14 protein-coding genes and 1 other RNA gene are annotated in these 14,014 nt (G+C 73.4%); 6 read left to right on the top strand and 9 right to left on the bottom strand.

Annotated elements, in window-relative coordinates; translation table 11 throughout:
- Nucleotides 1–60 precede the first annotated feature (60 nt).
- From NLU66_RS11640 to NLU66_RS11630, 3 genes are all read right to left on the bottom strand, one after another.
- Entirely contained in the window at nt 61–3,177 is a 3,117-nt protein-coding gene (locus NLU66_RS11640) for a bifunctional [glutamine synthetase] adenylyltransferase/[glutamine synthetase]-adenylyl-L-tyrosine phosphorylase (protein ID WP_259359844.1), read from the bottom strand.
- Between the two features lie 23 nt (nt 3,178–3,200).
- On the bottom strand, nt 3,201–4,538 hold the full coding sequence (locus tag NLU66_RS11635; RefSeq protein ID WP_259359843.1) for a glutamine synthetase family protein: 1,338 nt from the start codon (nt 4,536–4,538) through the stop codon (nt 3,201–3,203).
- Nucleotides 4,539–4,621: 83 nt separating this feature from the next.
- A complete protein-coding gene (locus NLU66_RS11630) occupies nt 4,622–5,218 on the bottom strand; it encodes a hypothetical protein (protein WP_259359842.1) in 597 nt (198 codons plus the stop codon).
- Between the two features lie 161 nt (nt 5,219–5,379).
- Here NLU66_RS11630 and panB point away from each other — a divergent pair, with 161 nt between their 5' ends.
- On the top strand, nt 5,380–6,207 hold the full coding sequence (gene panB / locus NLU66_RS11625; protein WP_259359841.1) for a 3-methyl-2-oxobutanoate hydroxymethyltransferase: 828 nt from the start codon (nt 5,380–5,382) through the stop codon (nt 6,205–6,207).
- A gap of 30 nt (nt 6,208–6,237) precedes the next feature.
- Here the strand turns inward: panB and NLU66_RS11620 are convergent, their stop codons facing one another.
- On the bottom strand, nt 6,238–6,426 hold the full coding sequence (locus NLU66_RS11620; protein ID WP_137770735.1) for an SPOR domain-containing protein: 189 nt from the start codon (nt 6,424–6,426) through the stop codon (nt 6,238–6,240).
- Between the two features lie 36 nt (nt 6,427–6,462).
- On the opposite strand from NLU66_RS11620, the gene map reads away from it, so the two are divergent.
- A complete protein-coding gene (map, locus tag NLU66_RS11615; protein WP_259359840.1) occupies nt 6,463–7,350 on the top strand; it encodes a type I methionyl aminopeptidase in 888 nt (295 codons plus the stop codon).
- Between the two features lie 113 nt (nt 7,351–7,463).
- Nucleotides 7,464–8,255, top strand: a complete 792-nt coding sequence (gene ppgK, locus NLU66_RS11610) for a polyphosphate--glucose phosphotransferase (protein WP_259359839.1) — start codon at nt 7,464–7,466, stop codon at nt 8,253–8,255.
- A gap of 64 nt (nt 8,256–8,319) precedes the next feature.
- Here the strand turns inward: ppgK and rnpB are convergent.
- Nucleotides 8,320–8,676, bottom strand: an RNA gene (gene rnpB / locus NLU66_RS11605) — RNase P RNA component class A.
- A gap of 122 nt (nt 8,677–8,798) precedes the next feature.
- On the opposite strand from rnpB, the gene yaaA reads away from it, so the two are divergent.
- Nucleotides 8,799–9,590 (top strand): peroxide stress protein YaaA, encoded by a 792-nt coding sequence (gene yaaA / locus NLU66_RS11600; protein WP_259362582.1) that lies wholly within the window; start codon nt 8,799–8,801, stop codon nt 9,588–9,590.
- Here the strand turns inward: yaaA and NLU66_RS11595 are convergent.
- Genes NLU66_RS11595 through NLU66_RS11580 form a run of 4 tightly spaced genes read right to left on the bottom strand, consistent with a single transcriptional unit; the run spans nt 9,560 to nt 12,821 of the window.
- Complete coding sequence (locus NLU66_RS11595) at nt 9,560–10,195, bottom strand: AAA family ATPase (protein WP_259359838.1); 636 nt, start codon at nt 10,193–10,195, stop codon at nt 9,560–9,562. The genes yaaA and NLU66_RS11595 overlap by 31 nt on opposite strands.
- A gap of 3 nt (nt 10,196–10,198) precedes the next feature.
- Nucleotides 10,199–11,059 (bottom strand): Nif3-like dinuclear metal center hexameric protein, encoded by an 861-nt coding sequence (locus NLU66_RS11590; protein WP_259359837.1) that lies wholly within the window; start codon nt 11,057–11,059, stop codon nt 10,199–10,201.
- Nucleotides 11,059–11,517, bottom strand: a complete 459-nt coding sequence (sufU, locus tag NLU66_RS11585) for a Fe-S cluster assembly sulfur transfer protein SufU (protein WP_259359836.1) — start codon at nt 11,515–11,517, stop codon at nt 11,059–11,061. The genes NLU66_RS11590 and sufU overlap by 1 nt, the downstream gene beginning before the upstream one ends.
- An 11-nt stretch (nt 11,518–11,528) precedes the next feature.
- Complete coding sequence (locus NLU66_RS11580; protein WP_259359835.1) at nt 11,529–12,821, bottom strand: aminotransferase class V-fold PLP-dependent enzyme; 1,293 nt, start codon at nt 12,819–12,821, stop codon at nt 11,529–11,531.
- Between the two features lie 187 nt (nt 12,822–13,008).
- Here NLU66_RS11580 and NLU66_RS11575 point away from each other — a divergent pair, with 187 nt between their 5' ends.
- Nucleotides 13,009–13,227 carry a hypothetical protein gene (locus NLU66_RS11575; protein ID WP_137770727.1) on the top strand — a complete coding sequence of 73 codons (219 nt, stop codon included), beginning with the start codon at nt 13,009–13,011 and terminating at the stop codon, nt 13,225–13,227.
- Nucleotides 13,194–14,009: a hypothetical protein gene (locus NLU66_RS11570; protein WP_259359834.1), complete on the top strand. Its 816-nt coding sequence runs from the start codon at nt 13,194–13,196 to the stop codon at nt 14,007–14,009. The genes NLU66_RS11575 and NLU66_RS11570 overlap by 34 nt, the downstream gene beginning before the upstream one ends.
- Nucleotides 14,010–14,014: the final 5 nt, after the last annotated feature.

The raw sequence follows: 14,014 nt of genomic DNA, 5'->3' as shown, positions 1-14,014 counted from the left end.
GGGCCCGGCCTGCGTTGCGGGAGGCCGTCCCGTGCTCACCGGAGCGACGTGGCGCGCCCCTCAGCGATCCGACATCCCCGAGCTGTCGCCGAAGAGGATCTCCTCCGCGATCGTCCGGGAGCGGCGGGTGAGCCGCAGGTACCGCTCCTCCAGATCCGCTGCGGAGTCCTCCTCGCCGTCCACGAGCCGGGCGAGGGCGCGGAGGTCCCAGCGGTCTGTCGGCAGCAGGTCCCCCTCGCGTCCCTTCCACAGGAACAGGCAGCGGCGGATCTGCCAGCACAGCGCCCAGGCGTCCGTGAGCTCGCGGACCTCGCGGGCGTCGAGCAGCTCCGCCTCCGCCGCGGCCTCGAGGGTCGCGAGGGTGGACGGCGTGCGCAGCTCCTCGTGGTCGTGGGCGTGCTCGAGGGCGACGAGCTGGGCGCACCACTCGACGTCCGTCATCGCTCCCCTGCCGAGCTTCACGTGGCGGGCGGGATCGGCGCCGCGCGGCAGCCGCTCCGACTCGATCCGCGCCTTCATGCGCGTGATCTCCCGCCGGGCATCGCGATCGAGCCCGCCGGTCGGATAGCGGTGGCGGTCCATCTCCGCGCTGATCTCCTCGGCGAGGGACTGCGAGGCGACGACGGGCCGTGCGCGGAGCAGCGCCTGCTTCTCCCAGGTGAGGGCATCGCGTCGGTAGTAGTCGACCCATGCGGGCACGGTGCGGGCGAGCAGGCCGTTGCGGCCCTCGGGGCGGAGGTCCGCGCTGACCCTCATGTCGGTCCCGGAGGCGGGAGCGTTCAGGATGTGCTGGACCTGCGTCGCGACGGCCACGCCGATCTCCCCGCTCGCCGCGCCGGCGCCGCGGTCCAGGACCAGGAACTGGACGTCCGCATCGGAGGAGTAGCCCATCTCCCGGGCGCCGAAGCTGCCCATCGCGATGATCGCCATCTCGATGCCGAGGGCACGGGCAGGGTCGGAGCGGCGCTCCCGCAGCTGCGGCGCGGTGTGCTCGTCCACGGCATCGACCTCGGGCAGCGGCACCGAGTCGACCGCCACGACCTTCCGCTCCCGCGCGACGGCGTGGTACGCGACGAGCAGCCCGGCCTCGAGCACCGCCTCCGCGAGATCGGTGAGCGCGTGCGCCACCTCGCGTGGGGCGGCGAGGCCGGTGAGGTGGGCGAGCGCGATGCGGAGCAGCTCGCGGTTGCGGGTGCGCCGCAGCACGTCCCGCGCCGCCTCGACGGTCTCCACGCGGCGGATGACGGCGAGGAACTCACGGCTCAGGTGCTCCCGACCGAGCGGGCGGAGGTCCTCGTCGCGGGACAGCCAGCGCACGGCGCCAGGGATCTGCTCGAGCTGCTCCCCCACGAAGCGGCTCGTGGAGAGCACCGCGGTGAGACGGCGGGCGGCGGTGCCGGAGTCCCGCAGGAGCCCCAGGTACCAGTGCTCGGAGCCGATGACATCGGAGAGCCGCCGGAACATGAGCAGGCCGAGGTCCGGGTCCGTGCCCTCGGAGAACCATTCGAGCAGCGCGGGCAGGAGCTGGCGCTGGATGGCGGCGCGGCGCGAGAGGCCCTCCGTGAGGGCCTTGATGTGGGTCAGGGCCCGGGCCCCGTCCCGGTAGCCGATCGCGGAGAGCCGCACGGCGGCGCCCTCGGGGCTCAGCGCGATCTGGTCGTCGGAGAGCTTCGCGGAGGTGACGAGCAGCGGTCGGTAGTAGATCTCCTCGTGCAGCTGCCGCACGCGCCGACGGGTGCGCTGGTAGCGGCGTCGGAACTCCTCAGGGCCCAGCCGCAGCGAGCGGGCGAGACGGCGCAGGTCGCCCTCGGCCGTCGGCAGGACCTGGGTGCGGCGCATGCGGTGGAGCTGCAGCCGGTGCTCGGTGGCGCGCAGGAAGCGATAGGCCTCGTCCATCTCCTCGACCTGGGAACGGGCGATGTACCCGCCCTCCCCCAGCCGCGCGAGCGCCTCGAGGGTGGTGCGGGCGTGGAGCTGCTCGTCGGTGCGGCCGTGGACCATCTGCAGCAGCTGGACGGTGAACTCGACGTCGCGCAGGCCGCCCGGACCGAGCTTGAGGTTCCTGTCCGCCTCGCCGGCCTTGATGTGGGCGATCACCCGGCGGCGCATGGCGCGGGTGTCCTCGACGAAGCCGTCTCGGGTCGAGGCCTTCCAGATCCAGGGCTCGACCATCGCCTCGAAGTCGCGGCCCAGCTCGCGGTCGCCGGCCGCGGCGCGCGCCTTCAGCAGGGCCTGGAACTCCCACGACTTCGCCCAGGTCGTGTAGTAGCGCCGGAACGAGTCCGGGGTGCGCACGAGCGGGCCGTCCTTGCCCTCGGGGCGGAGGTTCGCGTCGACCTGCCAGAGGGAGCCCTCCGCGGTGCGGTCCGAGCAGACCCGCGCGAGCTCCCGGGCGAGGGCGGATCCGCGCGCGACGAGCTCGTCCTCGTCGATGTCCGCGCCGTCGGCCACGGCGACGACGTGCATGACGTCGACGTCGGAGAGGTAGTTGAGCTCCCGGGCGCCCGTCTTCCCCATGGCGATGACGCTCCAGCGCACGGCCTCGTGCCCGTCCACGGCGCCGCGGGCCACGGCGGCCGCGGTCTCGAGGGCCGCGTCGGCGAGATCCGCGATCGCGGCGGAGACCTGCGGCTGCAGCGGCACCGGCTCCTCGGCGACGACGTCCGCCGCGGCGATCTGGAGCAGGCGCTCGTGATAGGCGACGCGCAGGGCGTCCCGCGCCTCACGACCGGTGAGCGCGGCGAGGGGGACGTCGGCCGCGGGGTCGGCGCCGACGGCCCGCAGCAAGTCCTCGCGCACCGCGTCCCGGGGCCTGGTCAGCCCGTCGTCGCCGCCACGCAGCACCTCGAGCAGCTCGGGATGGCGGGTGAGCACGTCGCCGAGCGCGACGGAGGTGCCCAGCAGCCGGATCAGACGGTGCCCGGGCGTCCCGGGCGTGGAGACGTCCCCGAGGAACTCCTGGAGCAGGGGCCGGTGCCCTGCCTCGATCGCGGACTCCGCGAGACGCAGCAGCCCGAGCACCGCCTCGTCCCCGTCCGGGGTCGCGCCGAGCGCGGCCGCCGCCCCCTTCTCGAGCCCGGCCAGCGCCGGCTCGGTGAGGAAGCGGCGCACCCGCTCGGTGCTCGTGAAGCCCAGGCGTGCGAGGGCACCGGTGGTGGTGGGCGGCTCGGGGGTCACACGTTCTCCTTCCTCACGCGTCCTCAGACGCGACCGAAGGTCGCGTCGAGCTCATAGGCCGTGACCTGCTCGCGGTACCGGGACCACTCGTTGCGCTTGTCGCGGAGGAAGAACTCGAAGACCTGCTCGCCGAGGGTGCGGGCCATGAGCTCGGAGCTCTCGAAGCTCTCGAGGGCGCGGAAGAGGTCCGTGGGCAGCGGCTCGATGCCCATCGCCTGGCGCTCGCGCTCGGTGAGGTCCCAGACGGCGTCCTCGGAGCCCTCGGGCAGTTCGTACTCCTGCTCGATGCCCTCGAGCCCCGCCGCGAGCAGCACCGCGAAGGCGAGGTACGGGTTGGAGGCGGAGTCCAGGCCCCGGAACTCGACGCGGGAGCTCGTGCCCTTGGTGGGCTTGTGGAAGGGCACGCGCACGAGCGCGGAGCGGTTGTTGTGCCCCCAGCAGACGTAGCTCGGGGCCTCCTGTGCGCCCCACAAGCGCTTGTAGGAGTTGACCCACTGGTTCGTCACCGCGCAGTACTCCCCCGCGTGACGCAGCAGGCCGGCGATGAACTGCCGGCCCATGCGGGAGAGGCCGTACTCGGCGCCCGGCTCGTGGAAGGCGTTGCGCCCGCCCTGGAAGAGCGAGAGGTGCGTGTGCATGCCGGATCCGGGGTGCTCGATCATCGGCTTCGGCATGAAGGTCGCCACCTGGTCCATGCCGAGCGCGACCTCCTTGACCACGGTGCGCAGCGTGATGATGTTGTCCGCCGTGGTGAGCGCGTCGGCGTAGCGCAGGTCGATCTCGTTCTGGCCGGGGCCGTTCTCGTGGTGGGAGAACTCCACCTGGATGTTCATGCCCTCGAGGTGCTCGATCGCCGCGCGGCGGAAGTCCTGGCCGTTGCCGCGGTGCACGTGGTCGAAGTAGCCGGCGTGGTCGATCGGCTGGAGCGCGCGCCCGGTCCGGTAGGGCTCCTGGAAGAGGTAGAACTCGATCTCGGGGTGCGTGTAGAAGTCCAAGCCCTTCTGCTCCACGCGGGCGAGCATGTCCTTGAGGACACGGCGCGGGTCCGAGGCGGCGGGCTCGCCGTCCGGCGTGAGCACGTCGCACATCATGCGGGCGGTCGCGTTGCTCGTGCCGCGCCAGGTGAGCAGCTCGAAGGTGCGCGGGTCCGGCCGCAGCAGCATGTCGGACTCGTAGCTGCGGGTGAGCCCCTCGATCGTGGAGCCGTCGATGCCGACGCCCTCGGTGAAGGCGGTCTCGAGATCCGCGGGCGAGATCGCGATGGACTTCAGCGTCCCCACGATGTCGCAGAACCACAGGCGGATGAACCGCACGTCGTGATCGGTGACCCGGCGGATGACGTCGTCCTGCAGCTGATCCATGCCCTTAGTGTGCACGACGCGACCCGCCCCCGGGATGCTGTCCCGGGGGCGGGTCGGGTCTGCGAGGTGTGCGCTGAGCGGGCTCAGCCGGCGGAGATGCCGGCGTCGATCAGCCAGTCGCCGGACTTCCCCTTGACGATCGAGAAGCTCGGCATCTCCTGCTCCATGAAGACGATCTTCGCGGTCCCGTCGCCGTTGTCCTCGGCCTTGACGTTCTCCTCGGTGAACATGCTCTTCATCGAGGGGTCGATGGAATCGCCGAGCTGCTTCTCGAGAGTGCTGCCGCAGGCCTCGAGAGCCTGTCCGGACACCGCATCGCCGGTGGTCGGATCGACCATGAGCGCGCAGGCACCTTCGCCGTCGCCGTCGGCCGCCTTGCCCATGAAGTCGATGAACGTCGTGCTCGCAGCCGAGAGGTCCTCCTCGGACAGCGGGCCGGAGGCGGCGGCGTCGTCACCGGCGTCCTCGCTCTCAGCGCCGCCCTCGTCGGAGGCGCTGTCCTCGGCGGCGGCCGCGTCGTCCCCGGCCTCCTCGGCGGCGCTGGCGGCCTCGGTGGTCTTCTCCTCCGGCGCGGCGGCGTCGTCGGAGCTGCCGCCGCACGCGGCGGCGCCGAGCACCACGGCCAGGCTTCCGAGCACGACGGCCCCGCGGCGGGCGTTCCTGCGGATCATGGTGGTCATCGGTGTTCCCTGTTCCCCGGAGGGACCCACCTTCTGTGCGTCCCCTGTGAGCGTTACCCTGCCACAGCCCTGCGGGCGCCCACCATGGGGAGAGGTCCCCACGTCCCTCGCCGCGCGGGCACAATGGGAGCCGTCCGTCACCGACCCGCCCAGGAGACCCCGTGAGCAGCGCCCCGACACCCCCGACCTCCGGCCCGGCCAAGATCCGCCTGCGCCACCTGCTGGACGCGAAGGAGCGCGGTCGCCCGTTCACGATGCTCACCGCGTACGACCAGATCTCCGCGCAGGTCTTCGAGGCCGCCGGCATCGACGTGCTGCTTGTGGGCGACTCGGTGGGCACCGCCGTGCTCGGGTACTCCTCGACCACGTCGACCACCCACCAGGACATGCTGACCTTCACGGGCGCGGTCGCCCGCAGCGTCCACCGCCCGCTGGTCGTCGCGGACCTCGCCTTCGGCACCTACCAGACCGGACCCGAGGACGCCGTGCGCCACGGCGTCGAGCTGATCCGGGCGGGCGCCGAGGCCGTGAAGCTCGAGGGCGGCCACGAGATCGTGCCGCAGGTGCGGGCGCTCGTCGCCGCGGGGATCCCCGTCATCGGCCACCTGGGCTTCACGCCGCAGTCCGTGAACGCCCTCTCCGGGCATCGCGTCCAGGGCCGGGAGACCGCCGGGGCCGATCAGCTCGCCGACGACGCCATCGCGCTCCAGGAGGCCGGGGTCTCCGCGATCGTGCTCGAGCTCGTGCCCGCCGCCGTCGCCGCCCGCATCACCGAGGTGGTCGCGGTGCCGACGATCGGGATCGGCGCCGGCCCCGACTGCGACGGCCAGGTGCTCGTGTGGCAGGACATGGCCGGCCTCTCCGGCTTCGAGGGCCGCTTCGTGCGCACCTTCGCGCACCTGCGCGGTCAGCTGCAGACCGCGGCGGAGGAGTACCGCGCCGCGGTCACCTCCCGCGCCTACCCGGGCCCGGAGCACTCCTTCGAGTGACCCCGGGCCGGGAGGGCCGAACCGCGGAGGTCAGTCCTCCGCGTCCCAGGCCGCGTCGTCGCGGTCCCAGGACTCGTTGCGCGCGGCGGCCTTCTCGAGCGCGTGCTGCGCCTCCTCGCGGGAGGCGTAGGGACCCATCAGCTGGCTCCCCGGGGACTGGTGCCCCTCCTCGACCTGCTTCGTGTCCAGGTTGTAGTAGAACGGCGTGGGCTCGCTCACGGTGTGCTCCTTCCCAGAGCTGAGAGGATGGTGCCCATGACTGTAGAGCAGGAATGGATCCGTCCGGAGGGACGCGCGGAGCTGGTGCCCGGCGAGCTCTCCCCCCGTCGCAGCGTGCCCGCGAGCATCGAGCGCCCCGAGTACGTCGGCAAGGACGAGGCGGTCTCCGACTCCGGTCCCTACGTCCAGACGCCCGACGTCATCGCCCGCGTCCGCGAGGCCTCCCGCGTCGCGGCCCTCGCCCTGCAGGCCGCCGGCGAGGCCGCGCGCCCCGGGGTGACGACCGATGCGATCGACGCGGTCGTCCACGAGGTGCTCCTCTCCGAGGGCGCGTACCCCTCGACCCTCGGCTACCTCGGTTTCGAGAAGTCCTGCTGCACGAGCCTCAACGAGGTCATCTGCCACGGCATCCCGGACTCGACGGTCATGGAGGAGGGCGACATCCTCAACGTCGACGTCACCGCCTTCCTGCACGGCGTGCACGGCGACACCAACGCCACCTTCCGGGTGGGCGAGGTCGACCCGCGCGTCGACGAGCTCGTCACCCGCTCCGAGGAGGCGATGATGCGCGGCATCCGCGCCGCGAAGCCCGGCCGCGAGGTCAACGTCATCGGCCGGGTCATCGAGAAGTACGTGCGCCGCTTCGGCTACGAGTCGGTGCACGACTACACCGGTCACGGCGTCGCAGAGGGCTTCCACAACGGGCTGGTCATCCCCCACTACGACTCGGCCCCCCTGTTCGACGACGTCATCGCGGAGGGCATGACCCTCACGGTCGAGCCGATGGTCACGCTCGGCTCGCAGGCGTGGGAGCAGTGGGACGACGGCTGGACCGTCGTCACCCGCGACCGCGGCTTCACCGCGCAGTTCGAGCACACCCTCGTCATCAACGAGGACGGGCCGGAGCTGCTCACCGTCGTCTGAGCGGGCCGACGGGCAGGACGGGGTCCGTGCCGCGGGGAGATCTTCGGCATACTGTCCCTCGCGGCCGCCCGTCGGACGGCCCCGGACCCGGCGGACCGGGACGAGGACCCATCGTGAGCTCTGACAAGCAGAAGACGGCCTTCGGCATCGACATCGGCGGCAGCGGCATCAAGGGCGCCCCCGTCGATCTGCGCAAGGGGAAGCTCGCCGCGGACCGCGTGCGCATCCCGACCCCGCAGCCGTCGCTCCCCGATGCTGTCGCGGACACCGTCCGCGACCTCCTGGACTCCTTCGACGTCCCCGCCGGCATGCCGGTGGGCGTCACCTTCCCGGCGGTCATCCAGCACGGGATCGCCCGCACCGCGGCGAACGTGGACGACTCCTGGATCGGCACGGACGCCGACGCCCTGTTCACCGAGCGCACCGGCCACGACGTGTTCGTGGTCAACGACGCGGACGCCGCCGGCATCGCCGAGGCCGAGTTCGGCGCGGCCCGCAAGCAGAAGGGCGTCGTCATCGTGACCACGCTCGGCACCGGCGTGGGCAGCGCGGTGTTCAACGACGGCGAGCTCGTCCCCAACACGGAGCTCGGGCACGTGCTGCTCCATGACATGGACGCCGAGAAGTACATGGCGGACTCCGCCCGGGACCGCGAGGACCTCGACTGGAAGACCTGGGCGGCGCGGCTGCAGGAGTACTACGCGCACATCGAGTTCCTCTTCAGCCCTGACCTGTTCGTCGTGGGCGGCGGCGTCTCCAAGCACCACGAGAAGTACCTGCCGCTGCTGGACCTGAAGACCCCGATCGTGCCCGCGAAGCTGCGCAACGAGGCCGGGATCATCGGCGCCGCGGCGCTGGCCCGCAAGGAGGCCAAGCGGGCGAAGAAGGCGGCATCCTCGGACTGAGGACCGACGTCGACGACGAGGAACGGGCCCGGACGCTCTCGCGTCCGGGCCCGTCCATGTCGAGCGGACCAGCCGGCCTGTAAGCCGGGTTCTGTGTTCGACAGTCATCCCTCTCGGATCGCCGTTGCCGACGACCTCCAGCGGTCCACCCGGACGCTCGGGCTGGCACCCTCGAACGCGCCCTGTCCGACCTTGCTCCCGGTGGGGTTTACCGTGCCGGCCTCGTCACCGAGACCGCGGTGGTCTCTTGCACCACCCTTTCACCCTTACCGCCCCGCCCGAGGGCGGGGAGGCGGTCTGCTCTCTGTGGCACTGTCCCGCGGATCACTCCGGGTGGGCGTTACCCACCACCGTGCCAGGCGGAGCCCGGACTTTCCTCGGCCCCGCACGAGTGCGGGGACGCGACTGCCCGGCCGACTGGTCCGCCCAGGATCCTACGCCCGCGCACCCGTCCCCTGCGCCGGGTCCGGTCGCGGCGTGCGCAAGCCCTCTGCCCCGCCTGCCGGCCCGGACGCCGCGGCCCGGGACAATGGACGGGTGCTGATGCTGCTGCCGCCCTCCGAGACGAAGACCCGCCCCGCCGACGGGAGCGCACCGCTGGATCCGTCGGCGCTCGCCCACCCGGAGCTGGCCCGGGCGCGGGAGACGATGCTGCGGGCGGCGCGGCGCACCGCCGAGGGGCGCGACGGCGGGGAGCGCCTCGGCGTGCCCGCCTCCTCCCCCGAGCTCGTGGCGCGGATGGCCGCGATCCACGAGGAGCCCGCGGGGCCGGCCCTCTCCGTCTACTCCGGGGTGCTCTACGACCAGCTCTCCGCCGGGGCGGTGATCCCCGAGGACCGGCGGGTGCTCGTCATGAGCGCCCTGCTCGGCGTCGTCGACGCCGCCGGGGACCACGTGCCCGCCTACCGGCTCTCCGCCGGGTCGCGCGTGCAGCGCCTCGGAGCGGCCGGGCCCTGGTGGTCCACCCACCTGAAGCCGCTGCGCACGCGCCTGCTCGAGGAGACCGGGGCAGGGCCCTCGCCGCTCGTCGTCGACTCCCGCTCGGGGGCGTACCGCTCGATGCTCCCGCTGCGCAGCGGGCACGGGGCGCGGGTTCTGCAGGTCGCGCCCGTGCAGGAGCGGGGAGGCGCGCGGAAGGTGATCTCGCACGACGCGAAGCACTACCGCGGGATCGTCACCCGGGAGCTGATCGCCGCCCCGGAGCTGCCCGGCGACCCGGACGCCCTCGTGGACCTGCTGCGCGAGCGTCTCGCCGCGGTGCCGGGCATCGCCGGTGCGCCGCTCGGCGTCGAGCTCGACGGGGATCAGCTCGTGGTCGTCGACCCGGTGGGCTGAGGCCCCTCCCCCGATCCGCCGGGGCCCTCCGCGCCGCCGTCGTCCTCCGTGGCACCGTCGGCCGCCTCCGCCGCATCGATCGCGGCGCGCAGACGCTCCCGCACCTCCGCGATCCGGCCCCGGGCGTCGATCCGCCGCGCCCGCGGGCGGATCTCCTCGATCCGCTCGAGCGAGGCGATCAGCTGCGGCGCATCCGTCGGCCCGGCGAGGGCGCTGTTCACCGCGTGCTCGGGCCGGTCCGGCCGCTCCGCACGGGCCGCGAGCCGGGCCGCGAGCACGGGGGCGTCGAGGTCGAGCACGAGCTCGTGGAAGCGGGCGCCGTGGCGGCGGGCCGCCTCCTCGAGCGCCGCGGGGAACTCGGGCCGGGCGAGGTACTGCCCGAGCACCGCATCGGCGCCGGCGGCGAGCTGCGCCTCGACGAGCGCGAGGGCGAGCTCCCGTGCCCGGAGCCCGGCCCGCTGCGGGTCGCCGGGCCACGAGCCGAGGCCGTGCTTGATCTGGTCGACGTCGATCGCGAGCGCATCGGGGTCGCCCGCGACGAGCTCCCGGGCGAGCGTGGACTTCCCGCTCCCGGGCGCGCCGTTGAGGAGGACCAGGCGGGCCACGGCTCAGCCCGCGCGCCCGGTCCAGGGATCGGTGGTGCGCGCGGAGACGGCCACCTCGAGACCGGGAAGGGCCGTGGTCAGCAGCTCCTGGGCGAGCGGGAGCCACAGGGCCTCGCTCGCGGCGTGCGGCACGTCCACGAGCGCCGGCACCGCGAGCGGATCCGCCGCGGACTCCACGTGCTCGAGGGCCGGATGGTGGCGAAGGTCCGAGGTGACGTAGGCGTCCGCCCCCGCCGCGGCGGCGTCGGCGAGGAAGGAGTCCCCCGCGCCGGGGCAGACGGCGAGCGTGCGGACGACGCGGCCCGGATCGCCGGTGCGGAGGATCCCGCGGGCCGTCGCGGGGACGATCCCGGCGATCCGCTCGCTCAGCGCGGCGACGCTCATCGGTGCCGGGAGCGTGCCCACGGCGCCCAGGCCGAAGCGGACGGAGCCGTGTGCGGCGCTCTCGCGGGCACCCGTGTCCTGTCCCTCGCCGCCGCCCAGCGGTCGTGCATCCTGCAGGTCAAGCGCCCGGATCCAGGCGCCCACCGTGCCGAGGGTCGAGCGGTCCACGTTGGTGTGCCCGCACCACAGGCCCACGCCCGCGCGCAGGAGTGCGGTGACGACCGCGCCCTTGCCGTCCTCGGCGGGCAGGAAGCTCGCGCCGCGCAGCAGCAGCGGATGGTGGGTGACGAGCAGCTGGTGGCCGCCGTCGATCGCCTCGCGGGCCACGTCGAGGGTCGGGTCGACGGCGAGCAGCACGGAGCGCACCGGGGCCGGCCGCTCGCCCAGCACGAGGCCGGCGCGGTCCCAGTCCTCCGACCAGGAGAGCGGGTAGGCCCCCTCGAGGACGCCGACGACGTCGCCGAGCACCGGGGCGCCCATCAGGCGCCCAGCACGCGGGTCTCGACCAGCGCGGCCTGGAACGCCTTCCAGGACATGAGCACGCACTTCACCCGGTTGGGGAACTTCGCGGCGCCCACCAGCGCGATGCCGTCACCGATGATCTCCTCGTCCCCGGCCTGCTTGCCGCGGGCGTGCATGACCTGGTCCATGTGGGCGGCGATCGGCTCGATCTCGGCAAGCGTGCGCCCGATGAGCAGGTCGCTCATGATCGAGGCGGAGGAGCGGCTCATCGCGCAGCCCGTCGCGTCGTAGGAGACGTCCTCGACGCGCACGGCGCCGTCCTCCCCGGTGCCGAGGTGCACGCGCAGGGTGATCTCGTCGCCGCAGGTGGGGTTCACGTGGTGGACCTCGGCGTCGAAGGGCTCGCGCAGACCCGCGTGCAGCGGGCGCTTGTCGTGCTCGAAGATGATGTCGGTGTACAGGGAGGTGAGATCCATGGGGTCTCCGATCACTCGAAGCGGGCGAAGAAGTCGATGACGGCGCCCATGCCCTCGACGAGCGCATCGACCTCCTCCGGCGTGGTGTAGACGGAGAAGGTGGCCCGCGTGGTGCCGGGCACGCCGTAGCGGCGGTGCAGCGGCCAGGCGCAGTGGTGGCCCACCCGCACCTCGACACCGCGGGAGTCGAGCACCTGGCCCACGTCGTGGGGGTGGCGCCCCTCGAGGACGAAGGACACGGCGCCCACCCGGTCCGGACCGGGGCCAGGGCCCAGGACCCGCACCCCGGGGAGGGCGGCGAGGCCCCGCACGGCGCGGTCGGTGAGCTCGCGCTCGTGGGCGGCGACCGCGTCCATGCCGAGCGCGGAGAGGTAGTCGCAGGCGGCGGCGAGACCGACGGCCTGGGAGATCATCGGGGTCCCCGCCTCGAAGCGGGCCGGCGGCTCGGCGTAGGTCGTGCGCTCCATGGTCACGGTCTCGATCATGGATCCGCCGGTGATGAAGGGCGGCAGCTGCTCGAGGATCTCGAGGCGGCCCCAGAGCGCTCCGATCCCCGTCGGCCCCAGCATCTTGTGCCCGGAGAACGCGGCGAGGTCAACGCCGAGGCCCGGCAGGTCCACGCTCATGTGGGGCACGGACTGGCACGCGTCGAGCACCACGAGCGCGCCCACGGCGTGGGCGGCCTCGGCGAGCTCGGCGACGGGGTTCACGGTGCCCAGCACGTTGGACTGGTGGGTCAGGGCGAGCACCTTGGTGCGCTCGGTGAGGAGGGAGCCGAGGTCGGAGAGGTCCAGCTGGAAGTCCTCGCCCAGCGGGATCCAGCGCAGCGTGGCGCCCGTGCGGCGCGCGAGCTCCTGCCAGGGCACGAGGTTCGCGTGGTGCTCCATCTCGGTCACGAGGATCTCGTCGCCCTCGCGCACCCGCAGCCGCTCCGGCGTCGAGGCGTCCCCGTTGCCCAGCGAGTAGGCGACGAGGTTCAGCGCCTCGGTCGCGTTCTTCGTGAACGCGATCTCCTCGGGTCGCGCGGCGCCGACGAAGCCGGCGACGGTCTCCCGCGCGGTCTCGTAGGCGTCGGTCGCGGCCTCGGCGAGACGATGGGCCCCGCGCTTGACGGCAGCGTTGTCGTGCCGCAGGAAGGCGACCTCGGCGTCGATGACCTGCTGGGGGCGTTGAGCGGTCGCTCCGGAGTCCAGGTAGATCAGCGGGGTCGTCTCGTCGAGCCGGCGGCCGAGGATCGGGAAGTCCTCCCGGATCCGGGCCACGTCGAGCGGGGACGGGACGGTGGACGCCTGCGGCGCGGTCATGCGGTGCCTTCCCATAGGGGACCTTGGGGGTCCTCCAGTATAGGAACGGGAGGCGCCGTCGGCGGTCCCGGGGTCGGGCATGCCACGTCGGGCTCATCCGCGGTCACGCGCACCGAGCGACGTGCATCGCGGGCACCCGTCGGACCCGTGCGGGACACGAGCAGGGCGGGGATGCCAGACTGGGCTCGTGGGCACCGTCATCCTCATCGTCTTCGCGATCGCCATCGTCACCACGCTGGTGGTGATGATCCCGCGCACCGTGCGCGCCCTGCGCGCCGACGCGGCGCGACCCCGATCGGAGCGAGAGCGGGAGCGCGACTCCCGCTCCGCCGTCATCTGGCTGCTCGTGGTCGTGATCGTCGTCGGGGCGCTGTGCCTGGCCTATCTGCTGACGCGCAGCGCCTGAGCGCGAGCGCCCTCACGGCGCGGCTGCGCGCCTCCGGCAGCGTCTTCGCCGAGGAGGAGGCGCAGCTGCTCCTCTCCCGGGCCCGCTCCGCCGAGGAGCTCGAGGAGCTCACCGCGCACCGGATCGCCGGGGCCATGCTCGAGCACGTGGTGGGCGAGGTCGAGTTCTGCGGGCTGCACCTGCCGCTCGGCCCCGGCTGCTTCGTGCCCCGGCGCCGCACGCGCCTGCTCGCCCGGCTCGCGGTCGCCGCCCTGCGCGGTCACCCCGCCTCGCCTCGCGGCCCACGGTTCGTCGAGGCCTGCTGCGGCATCGCCCCGATCGCCGCGGTCGTGCACCGCGCGCTGCCCTCGGTCTCCCTGGGCGTGGCGGACGTGGACCCGGTCCCGCTCGACCACGCACGCCGCCACCTGCCGCCCACGGCGGGGGTGCACCGCGGGGACCTGCTCGATGCGCTCCCGGCGTCGCTGCGCGGCGCGGTCGACGTGATCGCGGCGGTCACCCCCTACGTCCCGACCACGGCGCTGCCGCTCCTCCCCCGCGAGGTGCGCGAGCACGAGAGCGAGCTCGCGGTGCACGGCGGGGAGGACGGGCTGGACATCGCGCGGCGGCTCGTGACCGAGGCGCCGACCTGGCTCGCCCCGGGCGGGATGCTGCTGCTCGAGCTGCACCGGGAGCAGGCCGCCCTGCTCGCACGGGAGGCATCGGATCCGGCGCTCACGGCCCGGTTCCACGGCGCGCTCGACGGACGCACCGGAGTGCTCGCCCTGCGTCGAGGGTGCTGATCGGG

This window comes from Brachybacterium sp. NBEC-018 (assembly GCF_024860185.1).
Classification (GTDB): Bacteria; Actinomycetota; Actinomycetes; order Actinomycetales; family Dermabacteraceae; genus Brachybacterium; species Brachybacterium rhamnosum.
This window is presented reverse-complemented; position numbering and strand designations above follow the sequence as displayed.